The organism is Bifidobacterium reuteri DSM 23975, assembly GCF_000741695.1.
GTDB lineage: Bacteria > Actinomycetota > Actinomycetes > Actinomycetales > Bifidobacteriaceae > Bifidobacterium > Bifidobacterium reuteri.
In genome coordinates, this window is sequence record NZ_JGZK01000006.1 from 210393 (window position 1) to 232318 (window position 21926).

17 protein-coding genes and 1 pseudogene are annotated in these 21926 nt (G+C 60.0%); 10 read left to right on the forward strand and 8 right to left on the reverse strand.

All coding sequences use genetic code 11. From position 1 onward, the window contains the following. The first annotated feature begins 104 nt into the window (after positions 1-104). From BREU_RS07535 to BREU_RS07550, 4 genes are all read left to right on the forward strand, one after another. Positions 105-698: a hypothetical protein gene (locus tag BREU_RS07535; RefSeq protein ID WP_044088549.1), complete on the forward strand. Its 594-nt coding sequence runs from the start codon at positions 105-107 to the stop codon at positions 696-698. A 127-nt stretch (positions 699-825) separates the two neighbouring features. Beyond that, positions 826-2286, forward strand: coding sequence for an L-serine ammonia-lyase (locus BREU_RS07540; protein ID WP_044088548.1), 1461 nt, complete (start codon positions 826-828; stop codon positions 2284-2286). Positions 2287-2456: 170 nt separating this feature from the next. Next, positions 2457-2864 (forward strand): FKBP-type peptidyl-prolyl cis-trans isomerase, encoded by a 408-nt coding sequence (locus tag BREU_RS07545; RefSeq protein WP_044088547.1) that lies wholly within the window; start codon positions 2457-2459, stop codon positions 2862-2864. A 95-nt stretch (positions 2865-2959) separates the two neighbouring features. Further along, a complete protein-coding gene (locus BREU_RS07550; protein WP_044088546.1) occupies positions 2960-3439 on the forward strand; it encodes a GreA/GreB family elongation factor in 480 nt (159 codons plus the stop codon). Positions 3440-3711: 272 nt separating this feature from the next. On the opposite strand, the gene trhA is transcribed toward BREU_RS07550, so the two are convergent. Continuing rightward, entirely contained in the window at positions 3712-4626 is a 915-nt protein-coding gene (gene trhA, locus BREU_RS07555; protein ID WP_044088707.1) for a PAQR family membrane homeostasis protein TrhA, read from the reverse strand. Between the two features lie 148 nt (positions 4627-4774). On the opposite strand from trhA, the gene BREU_RS07560 reads away from it, so the two are divergent. Next, on the forward strand, positions 4775-6262 hold the full coding sequence (locus BREU_RS07560) for a sensor histidine kinase (RefSeq protein WP_044088544.1): 1488 nt from the start codon (positions 4775-4777) through the stop codon (positions 6260-6262). Between the two features lie 95 nt (positions 6263-6357). Here BREU_RS07560 and BREU_RS07565 read toward each other — a convergent pair whose 3' ends face one another. From BREU_RS07565 to BREU_RS12090, 3 genes and pseudogenes are all read right to left on the reverse strand, one after another. After that, positions 6358-6636 carry a WhiB family transcriptional regulator gene (locus BREU_RS07565; RefSeq protein WP_003835265.1) on the reverse strand — a complete coding sequence of 93 codons (279 nt, stop codon included), beginning with the start codon at positions 6634-6636 and terminating at the stop codon, positions 6358-6360. Between the two features lie 150 nt (positions 6637-6786). Continuing rightward, a pseudogene (locus BREU_RS07570) lies at positions 6787-8558 on the reverse strand (FtsK/SpoIIIE domain-containing protein); the annotation flags it as partial. Positions 8559-8838: 280 nt separating this feature from the next. Next, complete coding sequence (locus BREU_RS12090) at positions 8839-10245, reverse strand: LCP family protein (protein WP_081886609.1); 1407 nt, start codon at positions 10243-10245, stop codon at positions 8839-8841. Positions 10246-10525: 280 nt separating this feature from the next. On the opposite strand from BREU_RS12090, the gene BREU_RS07580 reads away from it, so the two are divergent. From BREU_RS07580 to BREU_RS07590, 3 genes are all read left to right on the forward strand, one after another. After that, complete coding sequence (locus tag BREU_RS07580; protein WP_044088543.1) at positions 10526-10825, forward strand: WhiB family transcriptional regulator; 300 nt, start codon at positions 10526-10528, stop codon at positions 10823-10825. A gap of 123 nt (positions 10826-10948) precedes the next feature. After that, a complete protein-coding gene (locus tag BREU_RS07585; RefSeq protein ID WP_044088542.1) occupies positions 10949-14050 on the forward strand; it encodes a glycosyltransferase family 2 protein in 3102 nt (1033 codons plus the stop codon). Continuing rightward, positions 14047-15588, forward strand: coding sequence for a DUF5719 family protein (locus BREU_RS07590; RefSeq protein WP_044088540.1), 1542 nt, complete (start codon positions 14047-14049; stop codon positions 15586-15588). The genes BREU_RS07585 and BREU_RS07590 overlap by 4 nt, the downstream gene beginning before the upstream one ends. Positions 15589-15686: 98 nt before the next feature. Here BREU_RS07590 and BREU_RS07595 read toward each other — a convergent pair whose 3' ends face one another. Then, positions 15687-16115, reverse strand: a complete 429-nt coding sequence (locus BREU_RS07595; protein ID WP_044088538.1) for a metallopeptidase family protein — start codon at positions 16113-16115, stop codon at positions 15687-15689. 86 nt (positions 16116-16201) lie between these two features. Here BREU_RS07595 and BREU_RS07600 point away from each other — a divergent pair, with 86 nt between their 5' ends. Together BREU_RS07600 and BREU_RS07605 are read left to right on the forward strand one after the other, a co-directional pair. Beyond that, positions 16202-17005, forward strand: a complete 804-nt coding sequence (locus BREU_RS07600; protein ID WP_044088537.1) for an HAD-IIB family hydrolase — start codon at positions 16202-16204, stop codon at positions 17003-17005. Between the two features lie 86 nt (positions 17006-17091). Further along, entirely contained in the window at positions 17092-17832 is a 741-nt protein-coding gene (locus tag BREU_RS07605) for a ComF family protein (protein WP_044088704.1), read from the forward strand. On the opposite strand, the gene BREU_RS07610 is transcribed toward BREU_RS07605, so the two are convergent. From BREU_RS07610 to glgB, 3 genes are read right to left on the reverse strand one after another with little or no spacing between them, the layout of a single operon-like run. Beyond that, complete coding sequence (locus BREU_RS07610; protein WP_044088536.1) at positions 17807-18889, reverse strand: sensor histidine kinase; 1083 nt, start codon at positions 18887-18889, stop codon at positions 17807-17809. The genes BREU_RS07605 and BREU_RS07610 overlap by 26 nt on opposite strands. Beyond that, on the reverse strand, positions 18889-19611 hold the full coding sequence (locus BREU_RS07615) for a response regulator transcription factor (RefSeq protein WP_044088535.1): 723 nt from the start codon (positions 19609-19611) through the stop codon (positions 18889-18891). Before BREU_RS07615 ends, BREU_RS07610 begins: the two co-directional genes overlap by 1 nt. 30 nt (positions 19612-19641) lie before the next feature. After that, positions 19642-21894, reverse strand: coding sequence for a 1,4-alpha-glucan branching protein GlgB (glgB, locus tag BREU_RS07620; RefSeq protein ID WP_044088534.1), 2253 nt, complete (start codon positions 21892-21894; stop codon positions 19642-19644). Between the last annotated feature and the right edge of the window lie 32 nt (positions 21895-21926).

Here is a 21926-nt window from a genome sequence, read left to right on the forward strand (position 1 = left end):
TTATTCGCATGGCGCCTGATGATGTTCAGGGCGTTTTCCTGAAACAAATGCTCGTTAGGCTGTGTGACGTTGTGTTGGCAGAATGAATGAAACGAGGCAGCCATATGGTTTCACGTTGGACCGCAGTCGATCGCGTCGAGCAGGGCGCACTGCCCACCATGTTCGTCCAGGCCGTCATCGTAGGTACGGTGCTGACCATTGGCGCCATCGCCTGCTCGGGCCTCTATATCGGCATGACGGCCGATCCCAAGACGGGTGCGCCGATTGTGGCCTTGGTGCCCTGGATGGCGGTGAGCGTGCTGATCGCCGTTGTATTCACCTATATCGTCGGATTCGCCTTGCTCTGGTGCGCCGAAGCATTCACCACGCATATGCGCGAGCCATTCAAACCATGGGCCTACGCCGTGGTGGGATTGATTGGATATGCCATCTGGGGCCTGTTCGTGATGGGTTCCACGATGAATTCGCTTGATCAGGCAGTCAACGGCGTGGTGCTTGCCAATGCCGATATGATCGCTCTGACCTTCAACTATGCCGTGCTCGGATTCATCGCCATGCTCATTGCCAAGTGGTACGCCCCCAAGCTGGCGGTGAGAAGAACAGCGGCCATCGTTCTGTTCGTCGTGCAGATAGTACTTGCCGTACTCGGGATCATTGTGGCGGTGATGCTGTTCGGTCAGATTGCCGCTGCGGCATAATGTCCGACACAGTCGCAGTAAGACGGCGACATTGATCCGCCTGACATCTGTGCCGCAGGCGGAGATGAGCCAGAGACATGGCGTGTAAGGTGAATCAGTACTGTAGTGGTCTGCGTAAGGAGCGGTCATGTTCAGCGTACTTGATATGTTCACCGTCGGTGTGGGTCCTTCATCGTCGCATACCGTCGGCCCAATGGCTGCAGCCCATGCGTTTGCCACGTTCCTCGAAGACAACGATCTCCTCGCCCGCACCGCACGGGTCAAGACCACGCTGTACGGCTCCCTGGCGTTGACCGGCTTGGGGCATGGCACCGACCGCGCCGTGATGGCCGGTCTGGAAGGCAATCTTCCCTCCACGGTGGATACGCGATATATGCTGCATATCCGTCAGACATGTGCGCTGGACGATACGTTGAATCTTGCTGGCGTTGTGCGTATTCATTTCGAGTACGACCGGGATGTGGTGTTCGAACAGTGGAAGCGTATGGCTGCGCATCCCAATGGCATGCGTTTCCAGGCGTTCGATGCCGCGGGCTCATTGGTCGATGAACAGGTGTGGTATTCCATCGGTGGCGGTTTCATCCGTCAAGGCTCGCCTGATGACGCTGTGATCGGCATCCATGACCGGCCGCCTGAGGGGACTTCCTTCGCTGACGATGATGAGTCGTCATCCACCGATTTCGGCCCTGAGACTCCTTATCCGTTCGCATCATGTGCCGAGCTGGTCGCGTTATGCCACGAACACCATATGAGCATCGCCGAACTGGTTTGGAAAAACGAGACGGCCAGCCGCTCGGCCGTGCAGGTGCGTTCGATCATCGACAATATCTGGCGGGTGATGCGCGAATGCGTCAACAATGGATGCAGCTGCACTGAACCGACGTTGCCGGGAGGCCTCGATGTGCCCAGGCGCGCACCGAAGATGTACCGGCGCCTCGCATCCAACTCCGACGTGTTGCGCAATGATCGGCGGCGCAGGGATGCTGTCTTGGAATCATCGGATGCGGCGTGGGTGGATCTGTTCGCCTTGGCAGTGTCAGAGGAGAACGCCGGGGGAGGCCGTATCGTCACCGCCCCCACCAACGGTTCGGCAGGCATCATTCCTGCGGTACTGCATTATTACTGGCATTTCGTCGATGACGCCAATGAGCAGGGAGTGATTACCTTCCTGTTGACAGCCGGTGCGATCGGGTATCTGTTCAAGCGCAACGCCTCGATCTCGGGTGCCGAGGTCGGATGCCAAGGTGAGGTCGGTTCCGCGTGTTCGATGGCTGCGGCAGGTTTGGCGGCGGTGATGGGCGGGACCCCCGAGCAGGTGGAGAATGCGGCGGAGATCGGCATCGAGCACAATCTTGGACTGACCTGCGATCCGGTGGGCGGATTGGTGCAGATCCCGTGCATCGAACGCAATGCGATGGCGGCCAATACCGCCATCAATGCGGTGCGCATGGCCATGCTGGGAGATGGTTCCCATATCGTCACGCTTGATCAGGCGATTGCGACCATGAAACAGACCGGCGAGGATATGATGGCCAAATACAAGGAGACCTCCAAAGGAGGCCTCGCCGTCAACGTCGTCGAATGCTGATGGCTGTTTCCGCTCTCCGGCTCCCTCGGTGAGGGAGCCGGCCGGTCAATGTGGGCAGAGGGGAGTCGGAAATAAGTACGGGAACTCATATATCGCAACCGGAGAACAGACTTCCGCCAATGCCCGGGTGGTGCTATTCTAGTGCGCATTGTGTCTGACAAGGAGGACGTATGGCAGAGCAGATGCCCAAGGTGAATGCCGAATTCGGCTCCACGCCTGTGATCGAGTTCCCGACGCCTGAGGCGCCGAAGGGGCTCAAGGCCATTGAGCTGACCGAAGGTGATGGCCCGATGGTGCGTCGTGGTGACACGGTCACCGTGAACTACCACGGAGTGGTGTGGGGCAAGGACACGCCGTTCGATTCCAGCTTCGACCGTCATCAGCCTGCCAGCTTCGGCATTGGCGTGGGACAGGTCATCAAGGGTTGGGACCAGACCGTTCCGGGACATAACGTGGGCTCCCGTCTCGTGGTTTCCATTCCGCCGGAGTACGGCTATGGTTCCCGTGGCGTCCCGCAGGCAGGCATTGGCGGTGATGACACCCTGGTGTTTGTCATTGACATCATTTCCACTCGCTGACCTTTCAGCGCAACGGAACGCCGGTGTCATAGCCGGCGTTTTGCTATTCAAAGCGTCAATTCAACCAGTATTTCGTTAGAGTTCAGGAGGACAACATGGCTGAAGACAAGGTCTACCTGCTGACGCAGGAAGCATACGACAAGATGAAGGAGGAGCTCGCCCACCGTGAAGGCGAGCTGCGCGAGGAGATCGCCCATAAGATCGCCGTGGCGCGTGCCGAAGGCGACCTTTCCGAAAACGGCGGCTATCAGGCTGCGCGCGAGGCGCAGAGCAAGAACGAGGGGCGCATCACCGAGCTCACCGTCAAGCTGCGCGACTCCAAGATCATCGAGAACGCCCCGGAAGGCACCGTGGGCAACGGTTCCGTGGTGACCATCGAGCTCAATGGCAATGAGATGACCTATGTGCTCGGCACGCGAGACATCGTCTCCGGTACCGACTACGACATCATGACTCCGGATTCCCCGATCGGCAAGGCCATCGAAGGTGCCAAGGTCGGTGACACGGTGACCTACACCGCTCCGAACGGCCGTGAGCTGTCCGTGGTGGTCAAGGCGTCCAAGCCGCTTGCCTGACGCACGTGTTTCAGCCGCTTCTGTGCCGCACCGCGTAACATCACAGACAGACGGTGTGTGACGTCATATTGCGCGACATGGTGACGTAACACCGCACATCAGCCCCTCCTCCCATGTGGGATGGAGGGGCTTGCCATATGTGCTATATGCTATGTGCGTTTGCGATGGCGGTTCCCGTCAAGGCTTCCGTTGTGGGTGGCTCTCGTTGTGGGTGGCTCCCACTATAGAGACGATGCGGAGCGACACGTCAACGGTGACGTGTCGCTCCGCGATCAGCTCCAGAGCGACACGATCACCATATAAATTGCCACCATATGGCAGGCGTACCCCGCCACGGTACCGCAGTGGAAGATCTCATGGAACCCGAAGACCCGAGGCCACGGATCGGGCTTGCGCAGCGCATACACGATGGCGCCCAGGATGTAGCAGGCGCCGCCTGCGCACAGCAGGACCACCACTGCAGGGCCCGCATGTGGCGATTTCCAGAACAAGGCCATGAATGCCAGACCGTAGATGCCGAAGACGATGTACACCACCGTATACAGCCATCGTGGTGCGTTGATCCAGATCACGTGGATGATCAGCGCCACCAAGGTACATGCCCACATCGAAATGATGATGAAATTACGCCAGAATGGTTGCAGGGCGAAGGAGACCGGCGTATAGGTGCCGGCGATGAGCAGGAAGATATTGACATGGTCGATGCGGCGCAGCACATCGGTCACCCGCGGGGTCCAGTCTCCCAGATGATAGCAGGCGGAATTGGTGAACAGGACGAGCGATGCGGTCATGAATACGGCGCAAGCCCATTTGAGTCCGGCACCTTGTGCCAGGCAGATGAGCACGATGCCGGCAGCCAGAGACAGGGGAGCGGCCACCGCGTGAATCCATCCGCGCATCGCAGGCTTGGGGCGGCCATGCACGTCCAATCTGATTTTGCGTTCCACTTCAGCGGGGGCGATGCCCTCGATTTTCAGGGCGCGGTTCTCGGCCTTGGCGAGCTTTCTGCGGGCTTTTTCCTCGGCTTTGGCGCGGATGGACTCCGCCTTGAACTGAGCTTTGGCTCGTACGGCGTCGGCCTTGGCCTGCAGGGCCTGTTCGCGCGCCTTGATGGCTGCGGCGCGCTTGTGCTCGATGGTGGAGTCAAGTCGCCGCGTGTCTGAGGTGTCATCGTGTTCCAGTGCCATAGTGCCCCCATCATAGTCGATGACCATCTAAGCCTTACGTTACCGTAACCTACGTTAACGTAAGTTATTGGATTGTCAATACCAACCCGCGGAACATGCGCGACGACGGGATGGGCGCGATGCGCGGCCATTGCGTATGATGGTGTGCATGGCTGATTTTTCACATATTCTTGCGACACGACCGGATTTCGATGACGACGACCGCGAATGGCTGCATCACCTCGTGGCTGACTGGCAGGTGGTCGCCGATCTGAGTTTCGCGGACCTGCTGCTGCTGGTCCAGAACGGTGACGGCAAATATGTGGTCGCCGAGCAATGCCGCCCCTCGACGGTGATGACATTACGCGGTGAGGATGTGGTCGGTGACGTCATGCCCGACGATATGACCGGTGAGCTCGACGCCGCCATGCAGTCGAACGTGGTGTTCCGCTCCACCGTGCTTCGGTCCGTCGGCAAGGCAACGGTATGCAACGTGTATGCGCCGGTACGCCGCAACGGCAAGACGTTGGGCCTGGTGGTGCGGGAGACCAATATGGCCACGCGTGAATCCAACGGACGGTATGAATCCGAAAGCATCAACGCCGGCAAACAGCTCTATGAGATGATTCCACGCGGACAGTTCCCCTATCAGGATTCGGTGATGAGTCAGCGCCATATCGCCAGGGTCGCCGACGGCTTCATCATCCTGACGTTCGACGGTGTGGTGCGCTATGCTTCCCCCAACGCCATCAGCTGCTTCAGAAGACTGGGCTTGCTCAGCACCATGCCTGGCCAGTATCTCAGCGAATTGGGCACCCAGCTGCTCAGAGAGAACGATCCGGTGCCGGAGACACTGCCGTTGGTGCTGTCAGGCAAGGCCGCAGTCGATTCCGAACTCAACGCGAACAGGTCGGCGGTGTCCATGCGGTCGTTGCCGCTGTACGACAACAATGGCAGGGTCGGCGCCATCATCCTGTGCCGCGATGTCACCGAGCTGCGTCGCCGTGAGAAGGAGCTGCAGACCAAGAACGCCACCATCTCCGAGATCCACCACCGCGTCAAGAACAATCTGCAGGCGGTATCGGCGTTGCTGAGGTTGCAGGCGCGCAAGACCAAGTCCGAAGAGGTGAAGAAGGAGCTTCAAGAGGCGCAGCGCCGTGTACAGACCATTGCTATGGTGCACGAGGGGTTGAGTCAGACCGCCGACGAGATCGTGGACTTCGACAAGGTGATCTCCAACTTGCTGCATATGGCCGTGGACCTGGCCACCATGAAGGATCAGGTGATCAATGTCAACTTTGTGGGTAAATTCGGCATGATGCCGGCACAGGACGCCACGCCGCTCTCCCTGGTGCTGACGGAACTCATCACGAACTCCGTGGAACATGGGTTCGAGGGGCGCAAGGAAGGCAGCATCATCATTTCGGTGGGACGTTCCGGCTCCAACCTCAATGTGGTGGTCGAGGATGACGGCACTGGTCTGGGCTCCGAGGAACAAGGCGGCATGGCACGGTCTTCCGGCTCCGGCTTGGGCACTCAGATCATCAATACGTTCGTGACCAATGATTTCGGGGGATCCGTGCATTGGGAGCCCCGCCGTGAAGGCGGCACGCGCGTGGTGCTCAATATGAAGCTGCGCGCCGCGCAGGATGAATGATGAATGACGTTCGGTACGGTGTCAGGAGACGATGACACCTCCGATACAGGAAAACCCTCCCGGTTGGGAGGGTTTTCCTGACATTGCGCGAAAAATCAGATCTGCATCTGCATGGCCTGCGAACGGCGGGCGCGCATGGCGCGACGCTTCAGAGCCCGGCGTTCATCCTCGCTCAAGCCGCCCCATACGCCGTAGTCCTGATTGGTGTCCAATGCGCACTTCAGACACGCGTCAATCACCTTGCAGGTGCGGCATACGGCCTTGGCCTCTTCGATCTGCTGATATGCTGCGCCGGTGTTGCCCACCGGGAAGAACAGTTCCGGATCCTTATCGCGACATGCGGCCTTGGCTCGCCAATCAAAAGCGCTGCTCATTGCTTGCCTCCCTTAAAAGCCACGTGGCTGATTGTTGTTCCTTGACTTCATACTAGGTAACCACGAACCGTATTGTTTTTCAAGAGGTTTCACCCAGAAAGTACCGACTATTTCACGATGAGCACTGTACAAGCCGTGCCGAGGATCCCGTGATGAGCACTGTACAAGCCGTGCCGAGGATCCCGTGATGAGCACCGCTCTGCCGGGCGTGTCGATATCGTGTTGGGTCATGGTCGCGAGCAGCGGGGACGGGATGCCGGCCATCATATCGTTGGTCTTTTCGCCGCTGGGGAACACGATTCTGATGGAGCAGTGCTCAGGTATCCGGATGTGGCGCATGGATGACGCCGCGAACAGTACGGTGATGTTCGGGTCCGCCAATGCCTGCCGGAATCGCAGGGCCTGCTCTTCGGTGAGGAACGGGTCGAACAGTGGATCGGCATCGTCGACCAGCCATATCATCCGAGGCGGCTCAGGCGCAGGAACGTCGGCAAGGGCATGACTGATGACTCCGGCATGGCGTATGGTGCGTGTGCTCCAGACGCCATGTTCGCATCGGCTGATGCGTACCATGATGCCGTCAATGGCTTGGCATTGGACGGCAAGGGCGTCGAGCAGGGTGCTCTTGCCCCTTCCGTGCCCTCCGATGATGCCGATATTGCCGCGGTTCAGAGGCACGAGGCATCGCTCAACGATATGCCGTCATCTTGGATGCCGAACCAGACATGTTCCTGGTCGGATCTGGACACGGAAGGTCGATTCGGCGAAATGTGCGAAGGCAGGGGAGCGGAGAACAGTGCCGGTGCCTGGTCCATGCCCATGAACCGTGCGGTCAGCATGATCTGCCGACGGATCCGTGTGAGGTTGTTCGCAGGCGAGCATCGCAGGGCGGTCACCAGCTCGGAATCATTGCAGTAGGCCGCGCCCGGCATCGTCGGACTGATGCGTGCGGCGCGGCCGTCTCCCAGCAGTTCCGATGATTGCATGTCATCGCGGACACGAAGGCATATGTTCACCGCCATATTCGCTTTCATGTCCGTGTTGACCTGCCCCAGAGGATTCTGTGTGCAAGCGATGAGATGCATGCCCAATGAACGCCCCAGGGAGGCGATGCGCACCAGTCGATTGATGTAATCCGGCAACTGGTCCTTCAGGGCGTGGAATTCATCGATAACCACCATCAGCCGAGGCGGAGGGTGCGGTACATCATCGATATGCGAGGTGCGATACTCGGCTGTGAGCCGTTCCCGTCGTGTCAGTTCGGCTTCAAGGGCGCGCAACGCCCGTGCCGCATGGGGCAGATTCAGGTCGCAGACACTGCCCACGCTGTGCGGCAGCTGCTCGAGATCCCTGAATGCGGAACCGCCCTTGAAATCAAGGAATACAAAATTCAGCCGGTCCGGTCCGTTGTAGGTGGCCAGCGCAAGACACCAGCTCTGCAGCAACACCGATTTGCCTGAGCCGGTGGTCCCCGCGACAAGAGCGTGCGGTCCGGACCGGCACAGATCCAGACGATACGGTTCGTTGCCCGCCGCCATGCCTATCGGCACATTCCATTGAGCGGATGCGAGCCAGCGATGCACCATGGTCCGCCATGGCGTCGTCCCGAGATCGAGCAGTTGCTCCAGAGCGATGCCGTCGATGTCGGGGAATGCAGGGATGGCGGGTATGGCGGAAGACTCGGCAGGGGTGCATGCGTCGGAACCTTCTGCATGGATGTGCGTCGCGGATCCGAACATGTGCGGGGAATCCGTGGCGGCACCGGCATGCTGACGGAATGAAGGCGAGGCAATCAGCAATGATGCCAGACACCCGAATGCGCCGGGAAGGATCATGAGCGCATACATCCATTGCCCTTGGACCATCATGACGACGACCATCATAAGCTGTGCCGCTAGGGGCGCTGCCATGGCGCAGACCATGATATAAGGCCGCGCCATGACCATTCGCCGGACGGTGCGTGTGCGGCGTCGCTGCCGGTTGCGGGTATGGCCCATATGCGCCGATGGGCCGTAATGTGATCTGGTGCGTGCCATGCATCCAGCGTGAAGGACGTCTGGGCATATCCGCAAGCCGAAACGGGTTATGTGGTTCTAGCTTGCGGAGTTATCCACAATGGCTGCATGGGCGTGCCAGCAAGGGTCTGTGGCAAGGAACGGCGCGATGACGGATGACGCTGATGACGTCCGAATCCGCACCGCCTCAGCCTTCGGCAAGCGTACCGACCACTCCACTGGCATGCGTGCCGGCAGCCAGCTCCGAGAACAAGGCGGTGTTCCTCTCATCGTCCAGCAGCACCGATGATCCGACGCCATCCACGTAATAATCAGGGTCGGTCCAATACACACTGCCGGAAATACCGTGCGATCCGGTCGAGTCCTTGAAAGCGAGAGCCATGTTGAACAGGCTCAACGGCGAGGCCTGTTCGTCGACGGTCAACGCGCTGAGACCTGCTTCGCCAACGGCCATCACTGTTGCCGGATTGGACAGGGTCTCCCCGCTGGAGGCTTTCTTGATGATGGCTGCGATCACCTGACGCTGACGCACGTTGCGGCCGAAATCGCCATTGGCGTCGGCGTATCGCATGCGCGAGAACGCCAATGCCACGCCGCCGTCGGCATGATGGCACCCGGCCTGCCAGTTGAGCCCTGAATCCGGGTCCTGAACATCCTGGTCATAGCACAGGTCAATGCCGCCGAGGGCGTCCACCACCTGCTGCAGTCCGCCGAACTTGATCTGCGCCACATGGTCGATCTTCTGGCCGGTGATGTCCTCGACCTGTGCGACCAGCGTTTTGCGTCCCAGCAGCTGTGAGACGGCGTTGATCTTCATGTACTGGTCATCCACTTGCATCAGGGAGTCACGCGGAATGGAAATCAGTGAACTGGGGCCGCTCTTGGGTTTGGTGAGCACCAGAATCGTATCGGTTCGATATCCGGTGACGTCGCTTGATCCATCACGTTCGTCGGAACCCAATATCAGCCATGTCGAGGCAGGGGTATCGGCATGATTGGTCAGATAGTCCGTTTTGTTCAGGCGGCCGTCCACCCAATGCCATGCGCCGAACACTGCCAATGCCAGAGCCGACAGGATGATGGCGATTGCATAGAGTGCGATGCGTCCGGCACGATGCCGCTTCGCCGGGGGACGTACGGCTGCGGATGCCGCAGATGGTTGCGTGAATGCCGCAAACCGCTGTTGCGAATCAGACCGGGAACGGCCGTTCGCGGACAACGCCGGCGATGCCGGTCGGGATGCATTCTGGGATGAGCCGGAGGAGCGACGCGCGCGCGTCGGGGAGCCGCTGCGCGGGTCCGCCGTCCGGGCGGTAGACCCTGATGACTGCCGTCTTCCGGTATCGGGGGAGAAGCTGGGCGGAACGGCGGCAGGGCCCGCCGAACCTGCCGCCGTTCCGGATCGCCGCGATGCCGACGGCGCAAACGATGCCGGGGCGGATATGGGGCGCTGCAGATGATACTGCGGCAGCGGCGCCTGCGAAGGTGTGGAGGAGCTGGGAATCTGGCCCGACGGCCTGGTTCGGCGGCCCGCGGGAGGGGCGAAGCTTGGCGGATTGACGTGCTGCCCCGCTTCACCTGATTCCTGCGTCATGCAAAATCCTCCTGATGTTGTCACGTGTCTGTTGACACTTTGGCACAGCTCATGCCTGTGTCGGCGGGGGGATGTCGTTCCTCCCCAGTAACGGCACATACATGGTTTATCCGACGATGGCGGACGAATGATGTGGTGTCTATTCGCTCGCCGCAGGCACATGTTCTTATAGCACATCATTGGGTGAATACAGGTATTGACACGAGATGGAATTTGACAAAACGCGAGTATCATGTGTGTAATTTAGGCGTATGAAAAAATCAGGGGCAGGGAGGATCGCATGTGGGGTGTGATCGACGATTCCTCCGATGAGCCGATGCAGAATCTGTGGGGACTGTTCCGACCTGATGGCGATGTCTCTTGGCAGCACAAAGCGTTGTGTGCGCAGACCGATCCTGAGGCATTCTTTCCGGAAAAAGGCGGCTCCACGCGTGATGCCAAGCGCGTATGTGCCAAATGTGAGGTGCGCGAGCAGTGCCTGAAGTGGGCCATCGAGCATGATGAGCGGTTCGGCATTTGGGGTGGCATGAGCGAGCGCGAACGCCGTCGGTATAAAAAGGAGCATAGGGAGCAGGCGTAGGCGTATATATGGTTCACGCCATGTGCCACATGGGCCTGCGGGAAACATGAGGCCTATGCCGAACGCGTGTAGGGACGTGTGTGCACACGGCCCTTTCAAGGTTGTTGCGTACACTGGGGGTTTATGAGTCCAACAGCGAATGACGATATCCATAATGCATTGGCCAATGCCATGGCTGCGCGACCATACACGCATCGACAGGATGTGGATGCCGGGGTGGCGGCCGTGGTCACGGTGGAGGATGACACGCGGTTTCTTGAGGCGACTCTTCATTCGCTGCTGATTCAGAGCGTATTGCCTGGTGTCATTGTTATCGCGGATGCCACCGGACGCACTGGCCAGTCGTTGAAGACCTCGTTTGAGGTGATTCCATCGCCTTCGGGCCCTGTGATCGAAGTGCCGCAGGCGAAACAGGTGAGCATCCAGATTGTGAAGGCCAATGGGGCCCGTTCCTTCGGCGATGCGGTGAGCAAAGCCGTCAAAGCCGCGGAGCTGGGTGTTTCGACGCGCGCCTTGTGGCTGCTCCATGACGATTCACGTCCGTCGGACGCCGTGTGCCTGGAGCATCTGCTGGAAGCCTGGCGCAACACGCCCGGGGCGAGCATCCTGGGATGCAAGCAGTGCGATTGGGAAGGCGGGCATCTGCATGACGTCGGCATGTATGCCGGCTCGCATGCCGTGCATTCCCTGGTGGTGGATGGCGAACCAGACCAGGAGCAATATGATGGCCGTCGGGATGTGTTCGCGGTATCCCTGGCTGGTGCTCTGGTGTCTTTTGACGAATACAAACGGTTCGGCATCAACCCGTGGCACACCACGTACGGCGAATCGATCGATTTTTGCCGTCGTATTTGTCTAGGCGGCGGGCGTGTGGTCGTTGTGCCGCAAGCGGAGATCGCGCATCGTCGTGCACGGTTCGAGGGTATCCGCACGCGCGGAGGCGAACCATTGGAACATGCGCGTACCCGCGGCCCTGTCATGGGCGTGGCGCGCACACAGCAACGTTATCTGTATACCGATGTCGGCATGTCGTTGTGGATTGTGTTGTGGCTGTGGCGTCTGATACGGGGTTTCGGTATGGCCATCGCCATGCTGTTCCGCAAGAAGCCGTATGAGGCTTTAGTCCAGCTGTGTCTGCCGTGGCTCGCGTTGACCGCCATTCCGGGAGCGGTCCGTTCCCGGAGACTGGTCTCCCGGCAGAGTAGCGTGTCCATGGCTTCGCTTCGCGTCTTACAGGCCGATCGCAGGCAGATCAAGCAGTTCCACGACCGCCGTGACGCCTTTGAGGCCCAGAAGAACATGATGCTGCTCAGCCCATTGGAACGCGCGCATCTGCGGATTCGTCTGGCTCAACGGTGGGCTGCTGCTGCAGGCATGGCCTTGGTGTGTTTCCTGACTGTCATGGTGGCGTATTGGCCGGTATTCAGACAGGTGATCTCGGACGGCTCGTTGGCTTCGAATCGGCTGCTGCCCACTGGCGCCAGCTTCCGTCAGCTGGTCCAGTCCGCCACGACGCCGTGGGTGTTCGGTTCGGGATCGGGTGTTCCCGCGCCTCCCACGCCGTGGCTGTTGGTGCTGATGGCGGTTTCGGTCGTGACCGCCGGCCATGTGGCTGCGGCCCTGTCGGTCATACTGTTCACCGCGGCGCCGTTGAGCGCACTTTCGTTCTGGGCGTTGGCCGGCATCTTCACCCGGTCCGATGCGGTTCGTGTCCTGGGCGGATTGCTGTGGGCCTCAACCGGCGTGATGTTCGGATGGTATGCGCAGGCGAATATGCCGATGCTCACGGTTCTGGTGTTTTTGCCTGCAGCGTTCGCCTTCGTGTTCCGCGCGGTGGGCATGTACCATACCGAGGATCCGTTGAAGCCGCACACGTCCGTGCAGGCGGCCGCCATCTCGGCGTTGTGCTTTGTGCCGGTCATCGCTGCGGAACCGCAATTGCTGCTGGCGTTGGTCGTCGCATTCGTCGCGTTCCTGCTGTTCGTCAAACGCAAACGTCTGGCGCTGCTGCTCATTCCGGTGCCTGCGGCCTTCGCCGTGGCCCCGACTCTGGTCAATTCGATTCGATATGCGCATGAAGGTGCGTGGCGTCAGGTGTTCGGCGACATCATGGTGCCGACCACTGCGGCGAATGGGTCGCCCGCCGCACTGAGCCTGTTCTCTTCGACGCAGCGTGCGCTGGGATGGGACCCCATGTCCGGAAAGCCGGCTGATATCGCGTTGGCCGCCCTGTTCATCGTCGTCACGCTGTTGGCCGTCATCGCACTGGTGCTGCCGTTCGCCTTGCGGACATCCCGCCTGATGTGGGTGCTCGTCGTCTGCGGTGCCGCGCTGGCCATGGTGTCCAGCCGCATCGCCATCGCGGTGGATGCCGATGGCGTAGTGGCGGGCTCTGCCGAGCCTGGTATCATACTGATGATCATGGGCTTCCTCTCATGCGCCTGCCTGGTCGCGGGCGGCGCCGTGAAACGGTTCCATCCGTTGCATGTCTCCGCCGAGCATCTTGATGCGCGATACGATGCCGGCCGTGTTGGACGATATGTGGTGGCCGGGCGTCTCGTACTCGCTGTGGTGCTTGCTGCGTGTGTGGTGATTCAATGTTGGTATGGCTTCGAACGCCATAGTGATGAGGGGCTTGAGATGTCCCGATCGGGCCTTCCCATGGTGACCGTCGATTATCTGGCATCCGGTGCCGACCATCGTGTACTGGCCATCAGCGCGCCGACCCGTAACTCCATCGATTATTCGGTGATGCGTACCTCGAGGGGTGATCTTATCGACAGTTCGCCGATCACCCGAGTCCGGTTGCTTGACGGCTCCCACGATGACATCGACACGAAACTCGCCCAAGCGGGTGCGTCATTGCTTGCCAATCCTGATGCCCAGGCCATCCAGACGATCAGCGACCTCGGTTTTGGCGGCATCTACGTGGCTGCCAACGGACAGGCGGAAACGGCAGGTTCCCCCTATGAGCAACTGAGCGCCAACATCGCCGCATCCAATGGCACCCAGTCATTGGTCGCCACGGAACAGGGCAGCTATTATCGTCTGACTCTGCAGAACACCGACACGCAGAACGTGGATACATCCTGGCAAAGACGAACGCAGCAAAGCGTCTGGCGCCATGCGTGGCTCATTTGTCTCGGTGTGATTATGGTCATCTATTGCCTGGTCGCTGTTCCGAGGAGGAAACTGTCGTCCGGATTGGAGGAGGAAGCAGCATGAGCAGACGCATCACTTCGGGCGCAAGACACGTCACCAATATCGTGCTCGGCGTCATCACCACCATTCTGCTCGTGGCGGCATTGACGGCACTGTTCGTGATTCCCGGCCCGCAATCCTGGACGGATACGGTCGCCGCCACCGACGACGCCATAGACCAATCAGTGAGTCCCACTCAATCCGAACTCTATTGCCCCGCTCCCATGGGCTTGGCCGACACGGGTACCTACGGCGACAGCGCGTTCCAATCCTCGGTCGGCAATCTGAGCACCCAGGCAAGGTACGCCGCGTTCGGCTCCGTGTACACCTCGATGGTGTCCGCATTCGGGGGAAGCGCCAGCACAAGTGATGTGACGCTGAAAGACCGTGATCTCACCGATGACGCCGATGTGAAGACCGGCGCACAGCAGGTGACGGATTCTGCTCTTATGGATACCCGCATGCTGCAGGCTGCCGAAGGAACGGGAAGCACAGGTACCATTGCATCCTGGGCGGATGATGGCGATCTCAAAGGCGTGTCCGCCGCGTCATGCATACCTACATCACTGAGCCAGTCGTTCCTGTTGACCGGCAGTATGACAGGAACCACGCAGCAGCTCATCGTCGCCAATCCCTCCACGAAGCCGACATCGGTGGATCTGGCGATCTGGGGTTCTCACCAATCAGGGAAGCTGGCGTTGTCCACGCAATCCGCGCTATCGGTGCCGGCGGGAGGCGAGGCCTCGCTGGATCTGTCCGCCGCGGTTTCCGACCAGGATGGTCTGTATGTCACGGTATCCAGCAAGGAGACCCCCATCGCCGCTGTGGTGCGAACCGTCACCATGGATGGGTTGACGTCGAAAGGTTCCGATTTCGCATTGCCGCTGTCAGGCATGTCGAATGCCTCCGTATCACCTTCGGTGGAAGCGGGGGATGAGGTGACCGCCTACCTGTACACCCATGCGGATACTGCCACCGAACTGTCTTGGATCACCTCGCATGGTCTGGTACAGGCAGAAAAGGCGACCCTGACTGATGGGCAGGTGAGTGTCGTGGATTTGGGGAAGGCTCCTGATGGGGCGCTGGGTGTGATGTCCACTGCGGAAGACAAGTTGGCGATGAGCATCAAGACTGTCCGCGCCGGCGACGGACAGCAGACGGATTTCGCGCTGGTGAACGCCGCCGCTCCTGTACGCCGTTCCGGTGTCGTCGTGCCTGATGGGGTGACCGCGACATTGACGGTGGCGAACACCTCGAACCTCGAACAGACGGTAACTGTGCATGCGTACAACGCCGATGGCGACGCGTTGGACAGCAAGGACATCACCATCGGCGCGAATTCCGCAGAACGCATTGCAGCCAAGGATTTCAACAAGGATGGCTCCTCGGCCACGATTTTCATGATGACCGACGATTCGCACAAGGTGGCGTGGAACGCTCGTCTTACCCGTGACGAACTCGGTGACGGGAAGATTGCAGGCATCTCGTCGGTGGAATCCGTGTCGTTGATGCCGATGACCGCCCATGTCTGGGCGCACAGCAACGCGGGCATCGTCCGGTGATCATTTTGGTGATTATCGGACGATGATAGCCGGCGTGGAACGGAATTCGCTCGCCGGACAGGGTGTCGGACAGGATGCATGCGGCTTCAGATGAGCGATTACAGACCCCAATCGGGGTCTATTTCCTCCGGGCGGCGACCATAGAGTTCCGCAACGCGTGAAACCACTTCATCACGGATGGCCAGCTGCAATTCCAGCTTGGTCGGCGCCTCCGTCTGGAGAGGCATGCGGTACAGCATCACGCGTGCGGGAATCCCATGCGATGCCGGGAAACACTGCGACGTCAGGTTCGGTTCGATCTGCCAGGGAACCGGATCAGATGGCGGCACGTCTTCCACCGCGAATTGCAATGGACGGATCAGCTCGGGCCATGCGTCATTCAATCGGCGGATCTGCGCCGCCACCATATCGTCGAACATGCCGGTACGCGTACGGTATCGCGGCATACGAATGCCGAACATCGGGGTGCGCGTGCCCCGTCCATGACGGTTGCGGTAGACTCTGGCGTTCCATGGTGGCTGAAGCATGTATTCCACCATAGGACAAGGCGAAGGCAACATGCGCTAGGATTGGTGCAGTGATAGCAATCTCGTCAGCGAGGAGGGCACGACGAATGCCTGTGCAATCGTGGACCGAACTTGATTTGGATGAACTTTGCGCGCAGGCGCACCTCTTCGGATTCGACCTGGATAATACGCTGGCCAGTTCCAAGCAGCCGATGGAACCTGCCATGGTGGAACGATTCAGCGAACTCACCGCCCGTTGCCAGGTGGCTCTTATTTCTGGTGGCAGCATGGCTGTAGTGACCATGCAGGTGTTGGATGTGCTCAATGATCGAGCCAATCGGGACAATCTTCACGTCATGCCCACTTCAGGCTCCCGGTATTATCGTTGGCGCGGCAACGAGTGGACCCTGATCTACGCGCACGATCTGGATGAGCCGGTGGCGAAGGCCATCACATCCAGCTTTGAACGACACGCGAAGGAACTCGATCTATGGGAGGACCGGGTATGGGGGCCACGCATCGAGAACCGAGGAAGCCAGATCACGTTCTCGGCGCTGGGCCAGTACGCCCCAGTAGCGGCCAAACGGCAATGGGATCCTGACGACAGCAGAAAACAGGCATTGGCCGCGCTGGTCAAACAGGATTTCCCTGATCTGAAAGTTCGTGCGGGAGGATACTCCAGTGTGGACGTCAGTGAGCATGGCATCGACAAGTCCTATGCGGTTCGCACCATCGCCGGTCTGCTTGACATTCCGGTGTCGAGCATCGTCTTCGTCGGCGACCGCATGACGCCGGAGGGGAACGATTACCCTGCAGTCGAGGCAGGTGCGGTCGGGGTGAAGGTGCGTAATCCCGAGGATGCCTTGGGACTGCTGGATGCGCTGTTGGCCAGAATACCGGCGCAATCGTAAGGGCCGATCCCATGAACGGGCCGCAGACGCCGGCGGCATGCATGATTCATGCCGACAATGATGGGGTGGCACATGCCTCGCCATACATGTCCTATGCCGGCAGCCTGGTGAATCGATCATGGCGAACGGTGCGCGATCTGCTGTTTCCCCGCGGATGCGCCGGCTGTGACCGGCCTGATGCCGTATTATGCCCGCAGTGTGCCGCGCTGTTCGCCCAATGCCGGCGCCGCGAGCTCATAGGTGGCGCTACGCTCGGGGGAGCGCCGGATACCAGAGGCGTTCCGGTCTGGTCGGCTGCCGTGTATCAAGGCACTGTTCGACATGCGATTCTGGAATGGAAGGATCATGATGATGTGGAGCTTGACGCCGTGTTCGCTGGCATCATGGATATGCTGACGGTTCGTGCCGCAGTGGCTGGTCGATGCCCGGCAGACAGGCCGCTGCTGGTGGTCCCTGCGCCATCGTCATTGCAATCGATGCGCAGACGTGGACGCAGGCATACCTTGCCTTTGGCACGTGCGGTGGCCAGGTCGTTGCGTGCACAGGGGATCCGGGCGGAAGTGTCACCCCTATTGACCAGCAACGCGTCCGGTGGCCGTTCCGTGCAACAGACATCATCCGCGCAACGCGCGAAGCGCATCGGAGGCCGAATCGTGATTCGGGAAAAGGCGTTGCAACGGGAAGCCCCGGTGGTGCTGGTGGATGACATCATCACCACCGGAGCCACGTTGCGCCAATGCGTGAAGGCTCTGGAACTCGGGGGAGCGAACGTGGTCGGTGCACTGACGCTCGCATCCGCGGTCATGCGGGATTTCGATCTTCGCTGATGTGATATTTGGGCAGCGTGATTTCGAAATCAGCCCCACGGTCGTCGTCGACGACCTTGACGTTGCCGCCGTGCAGTTGGGCGGCCCACCGGGCGATGGAAAGACCGAGTCCGGTACCGCCGGATTCGGTGCCGGGGCCGGACTTGCCTTTGACGAAGCGACGGAAGATGGCGGACCGATCCTCCGGGGGAATCTGAGAACCGAAATTCACGACATTGGTCACGATGGTGCCGTTGTTGGCATCCTCATGTGCATCGATCAGCACGGTGGTACCATCCGGGGAATGCTTGAGGGCATTGGCGATGATATTGGTGAACAGCTGGCGGAGACGATCCTGATCGCCTTCCATCGTGATATCCGGGTTCACATGCAGCTGGATATCATGCGCATGCCCGCCATCGGTGATTTCCAAAGGTTCGATGGTTTCATCCAGGAACTGCGCGACGTTGAACCGTTCGATGTTCAGGCTTGCGGCCCCCGCCTCCATACGGCTCAGGTCTAGCAGGAATGCGATGAGATCGGACAGACGCTGGGTCTGTGTGAGGATGCTTTCCATATTGGCCGGAGTGGGTTCCGTGACGCCATCGGCCATATTTTCGACCATGGCTTGCAGTGCGGAGACAGGAGTGCGCAGCTCATGGCTGACATTGGCGATCATGTCAAGGCGCATCTTATCGGCATGCTCGAGCTCTTCGGCCATTTCGTTGAAGGAGCGCGCCAGCTGTCCCACTTCATCATGCCGGTCGGGATCGATGGTCACCCGCACCGTGTAATCGCCGTCGGCCATTGACTCGGCCACGTCACGCATCTGACGCAGGGGAGCGGTGATGCCACGTGAGAAGAAATAGGTGATGCCCAGGGCCACCACCAAGGTCAATGGCATGGCAATCCAACCGGACCAGCCGTATTTCAGCAGGAACCAGCACATTATGAAAGCGATGGCGGTGGCGCATACTATGAGCGCGCTGAGTTCCAGCTTCAACGAGGAGAACAAATCAACCGGCTTGACGCCTATGACGCCAAGCCGGGATTGCTTGCGTTTCGCAGTCGGTGTCATCACTCGGTCGGAGGTTCGAATGCGTATCCCACGCCGTGCACCGTACGAATCATATCTGCGCCGAGCTTGTGACGCAGCGCCTTGACATGGCTGTCCACGGTTCGCGTGCCGGACGCGTCCACCCAGTCCCATACCTCCTCAAGAAGCTTTTCGCGGGTGAGCACGGACTTCGGTCTGCGCGCCAGTGTGGCAAGCAGATCGAACTCGGTGGGGGTCAGATGCACCTGTTCGCCGTTCAGTGTGACGATGCGTTGCGCCGGATCGATAATCATGGCGCCGAAATCGAGGATCTTCTCGTTCTCGGCGTTCTTGGCGATTACCTTGGCGCGTTCCACACGGCGAAGCAATGCCTTGCAACGGGCGATGAGCTCGCGCATGGAGAATGGCTTGGTCATGTAATCGTCCGCGCCGGCACCCAGCCCTATGACCTTGTCGGTTTCGTCATCGCGTGCGGTGAGGATCAACACCGGCACCGGGCGTTCGGCGACAATGCGCTTGGTTGCCTCGAGCCCATCCATCACCGGCAGCATGATGTCCATGATGACCAGATCCGGTCTGAGCTGCGAGGCCGCCTGCACTGCCGAGGCGCCGTCACCGGCAACGCGTGCGCTCCAGCCTTCGGCGGTGATGCGCTGGGCGATGGCGGTGGCGAGCGTCGGTTCGTCCTCCACCACCAGCACCGTGCGCGCAGCAGTGTTCTGACGTGCTGTGGTATTGAGCATAAACAGTTACCTTTCAGCCTGATGGCTAGTTCAGTCTTCTGGCTTCAAGAATACAACCCCCAATGCAGGTACGGTGATTTTCGCGGAGAACGGGCGGGAATGGTATTCGCCCTTCTCTGCCTCGAACGTGCCGTTGTGGATATCGGACCCTCCGTATTGGGCGTCGTCCGTGGTGAATACCTCTGTCCACTTGCCGCCGGTGGGCAGAGCCACCTGATAATCGGACCATGCCTCTCCGGAGAAGTTGACCACTACGGCCAGAGTCTCCCCCTTGGAGCCGATGCGCAGGAAGCTCAGCGTGTTGTGATCGGCATCGTCACTGGTGAGCCACTGGAAGCCAGCCGGATCGAAATCCTGGCTCCACAGTGCCGGATTCGCCTTGTAGAAGGCATTGAGGTCGCTGACGAAATGCTGAATCTGGCGATGCTCCTGCCAGTTGAGGCAATCCCAGTCGATGGAGGCGTCGTGGTTCCATTCGCCCCATTGCGCCAGCTCATTGCCCATGAAGGACAGCTTCTTGCCCGGGTGTGCCCATTGGTAGGCGAACAGGGAGCGCACGCCGGCCAGTTTCTGCCAGCCGTCGCCCGGCATCTTCCCGTAGACGGAGCCTTTGCCGTAGACCACCTCATCATGGCTGATGGGCAGCACGTAATGCTCCGAATAGGCGTACACCATCGAGAAGGTGATCTCATTGTGATGCCATTTGCGGTTGATAGGCTCCTCATGCAGATACTCAAGGGTGTCGTGCATCCAGCCCATGTTCCATTTGAGCCCGAATCCGATGCCGCCTGCGCTGGTGGGGGCGGTGATGCCCGGCCACGCGGTGGACTCCTCGGCGATCATCATGATGCCGGGGTTGTTCTTGTATGCAGTGGCCGTGGCCTCCTTGAGGAAGTCGATGGCTTCGAGATTTTCGCGTCCGCCATAGATGTTCGGCCTCCACTGACCGGGTTCGCGGCTGTAGTCGAGGTAGAGCATCGAGCTGACGGCATCCACGCGGAGGGCGTCGATGTGCAGTTCCTCCAGCCAGAAGAGGGCGTTGGCCACGAGGAAGTTCCGCACTTCACGGCGGCCGAAGTTGAAGACATAGGTGCCCCAGTCGGGATGCTCGCCGCGCAACGGGTCCGGATCCTCATACAGCGGCGTGCCGTCGAAGCGGCCGAGCGCGAAACCGTCCTTCGGGAAGTGGGCGGGCACCCAGTCCATGATCACGCCGATACCGGCCTGATGGAACTTGTCCACCAGATAGCGGAAATCATCCGGGGAGCCGAGGCGGGAATCCACGGCGTAGTATCCGGTGACCTGGTATCCCCAGGAGCCGGAGAACGGATGCTGGGCGAGGGGCATGAACTCGACATGCGTGTATCCCTCTTGTTTGACGTAGTCTACGAGCTGCTTGGCCAGATCCCGGTATGTCAGTCCTTCCTTCCAGCTGGCGGCATGGACCTCGTAGATGGAGACCGGGCCGCTGGTCGGATCGGAGGCGCGACGCTTGGCCAGCCATGCATCATCGTTCCACTGATAATGCGAGTCGGTCACGATGGATGCCGTGTTCGGCGGAACCTCATGCTGACGCTCCATCGGATCGGCCTTCATCTCCCACTGATGGTTGGCGTTGAGAATCTGGAACTTGTAGCGTTCGCCTGCGCCGATGCCGGGAATGAAGAGCTCCCATACGCCGGAGGAACCCAGCTCACGCATGGCGTGAAGTCGTCCGTTCCAGCCGTTGAAGTCGCCGACCACGCGCACGGCATGCGCATTCGGCGCCCATACGGAGAATGAAGTGCCGACCAGCTGTTCGCCGACGACGCCCCGGGTATCGCCCATCGGGTCGTCATAGCGGAGCACATGGGCGCCCAGCGCCTCCCACAATCGTTCATGGCGACCTTCGCCGAACAGGTAGGTGTCCATGTCGCCGAGCGTGGGCAGATAGCGATAGGGGTCATCGTCGATGACGACCTCGCCGTTCTCCCATTCGGTGCGTATGCGGTAGTCGGGAACTGCCGGATGCTTGGCGTCTCCTGCTGCGGGTAGCGTCACCACGAATACGCCGTTGTGCTCGTGGTGCATGACGTAATCACCGTCCTGGGTGTTGATGGCGACGGTTTTGGCCGAGGGGCGCAGAACACGGATGGTCACGGTGTCGGCATGCTTGCCGATGCCGAGGTGCCCACCGAGAATCTCGTGCGGGTTGTAGAACTCGCCATTGCTCACGGCGTCGAGGTCGCTTTCGGCGACAGGCACGGTGATGGTATCTTCGTTGATCTTGGTTTCAGTATCCATGCCCCAAAGTCTACGTGTGTCAGCGCGTAAAA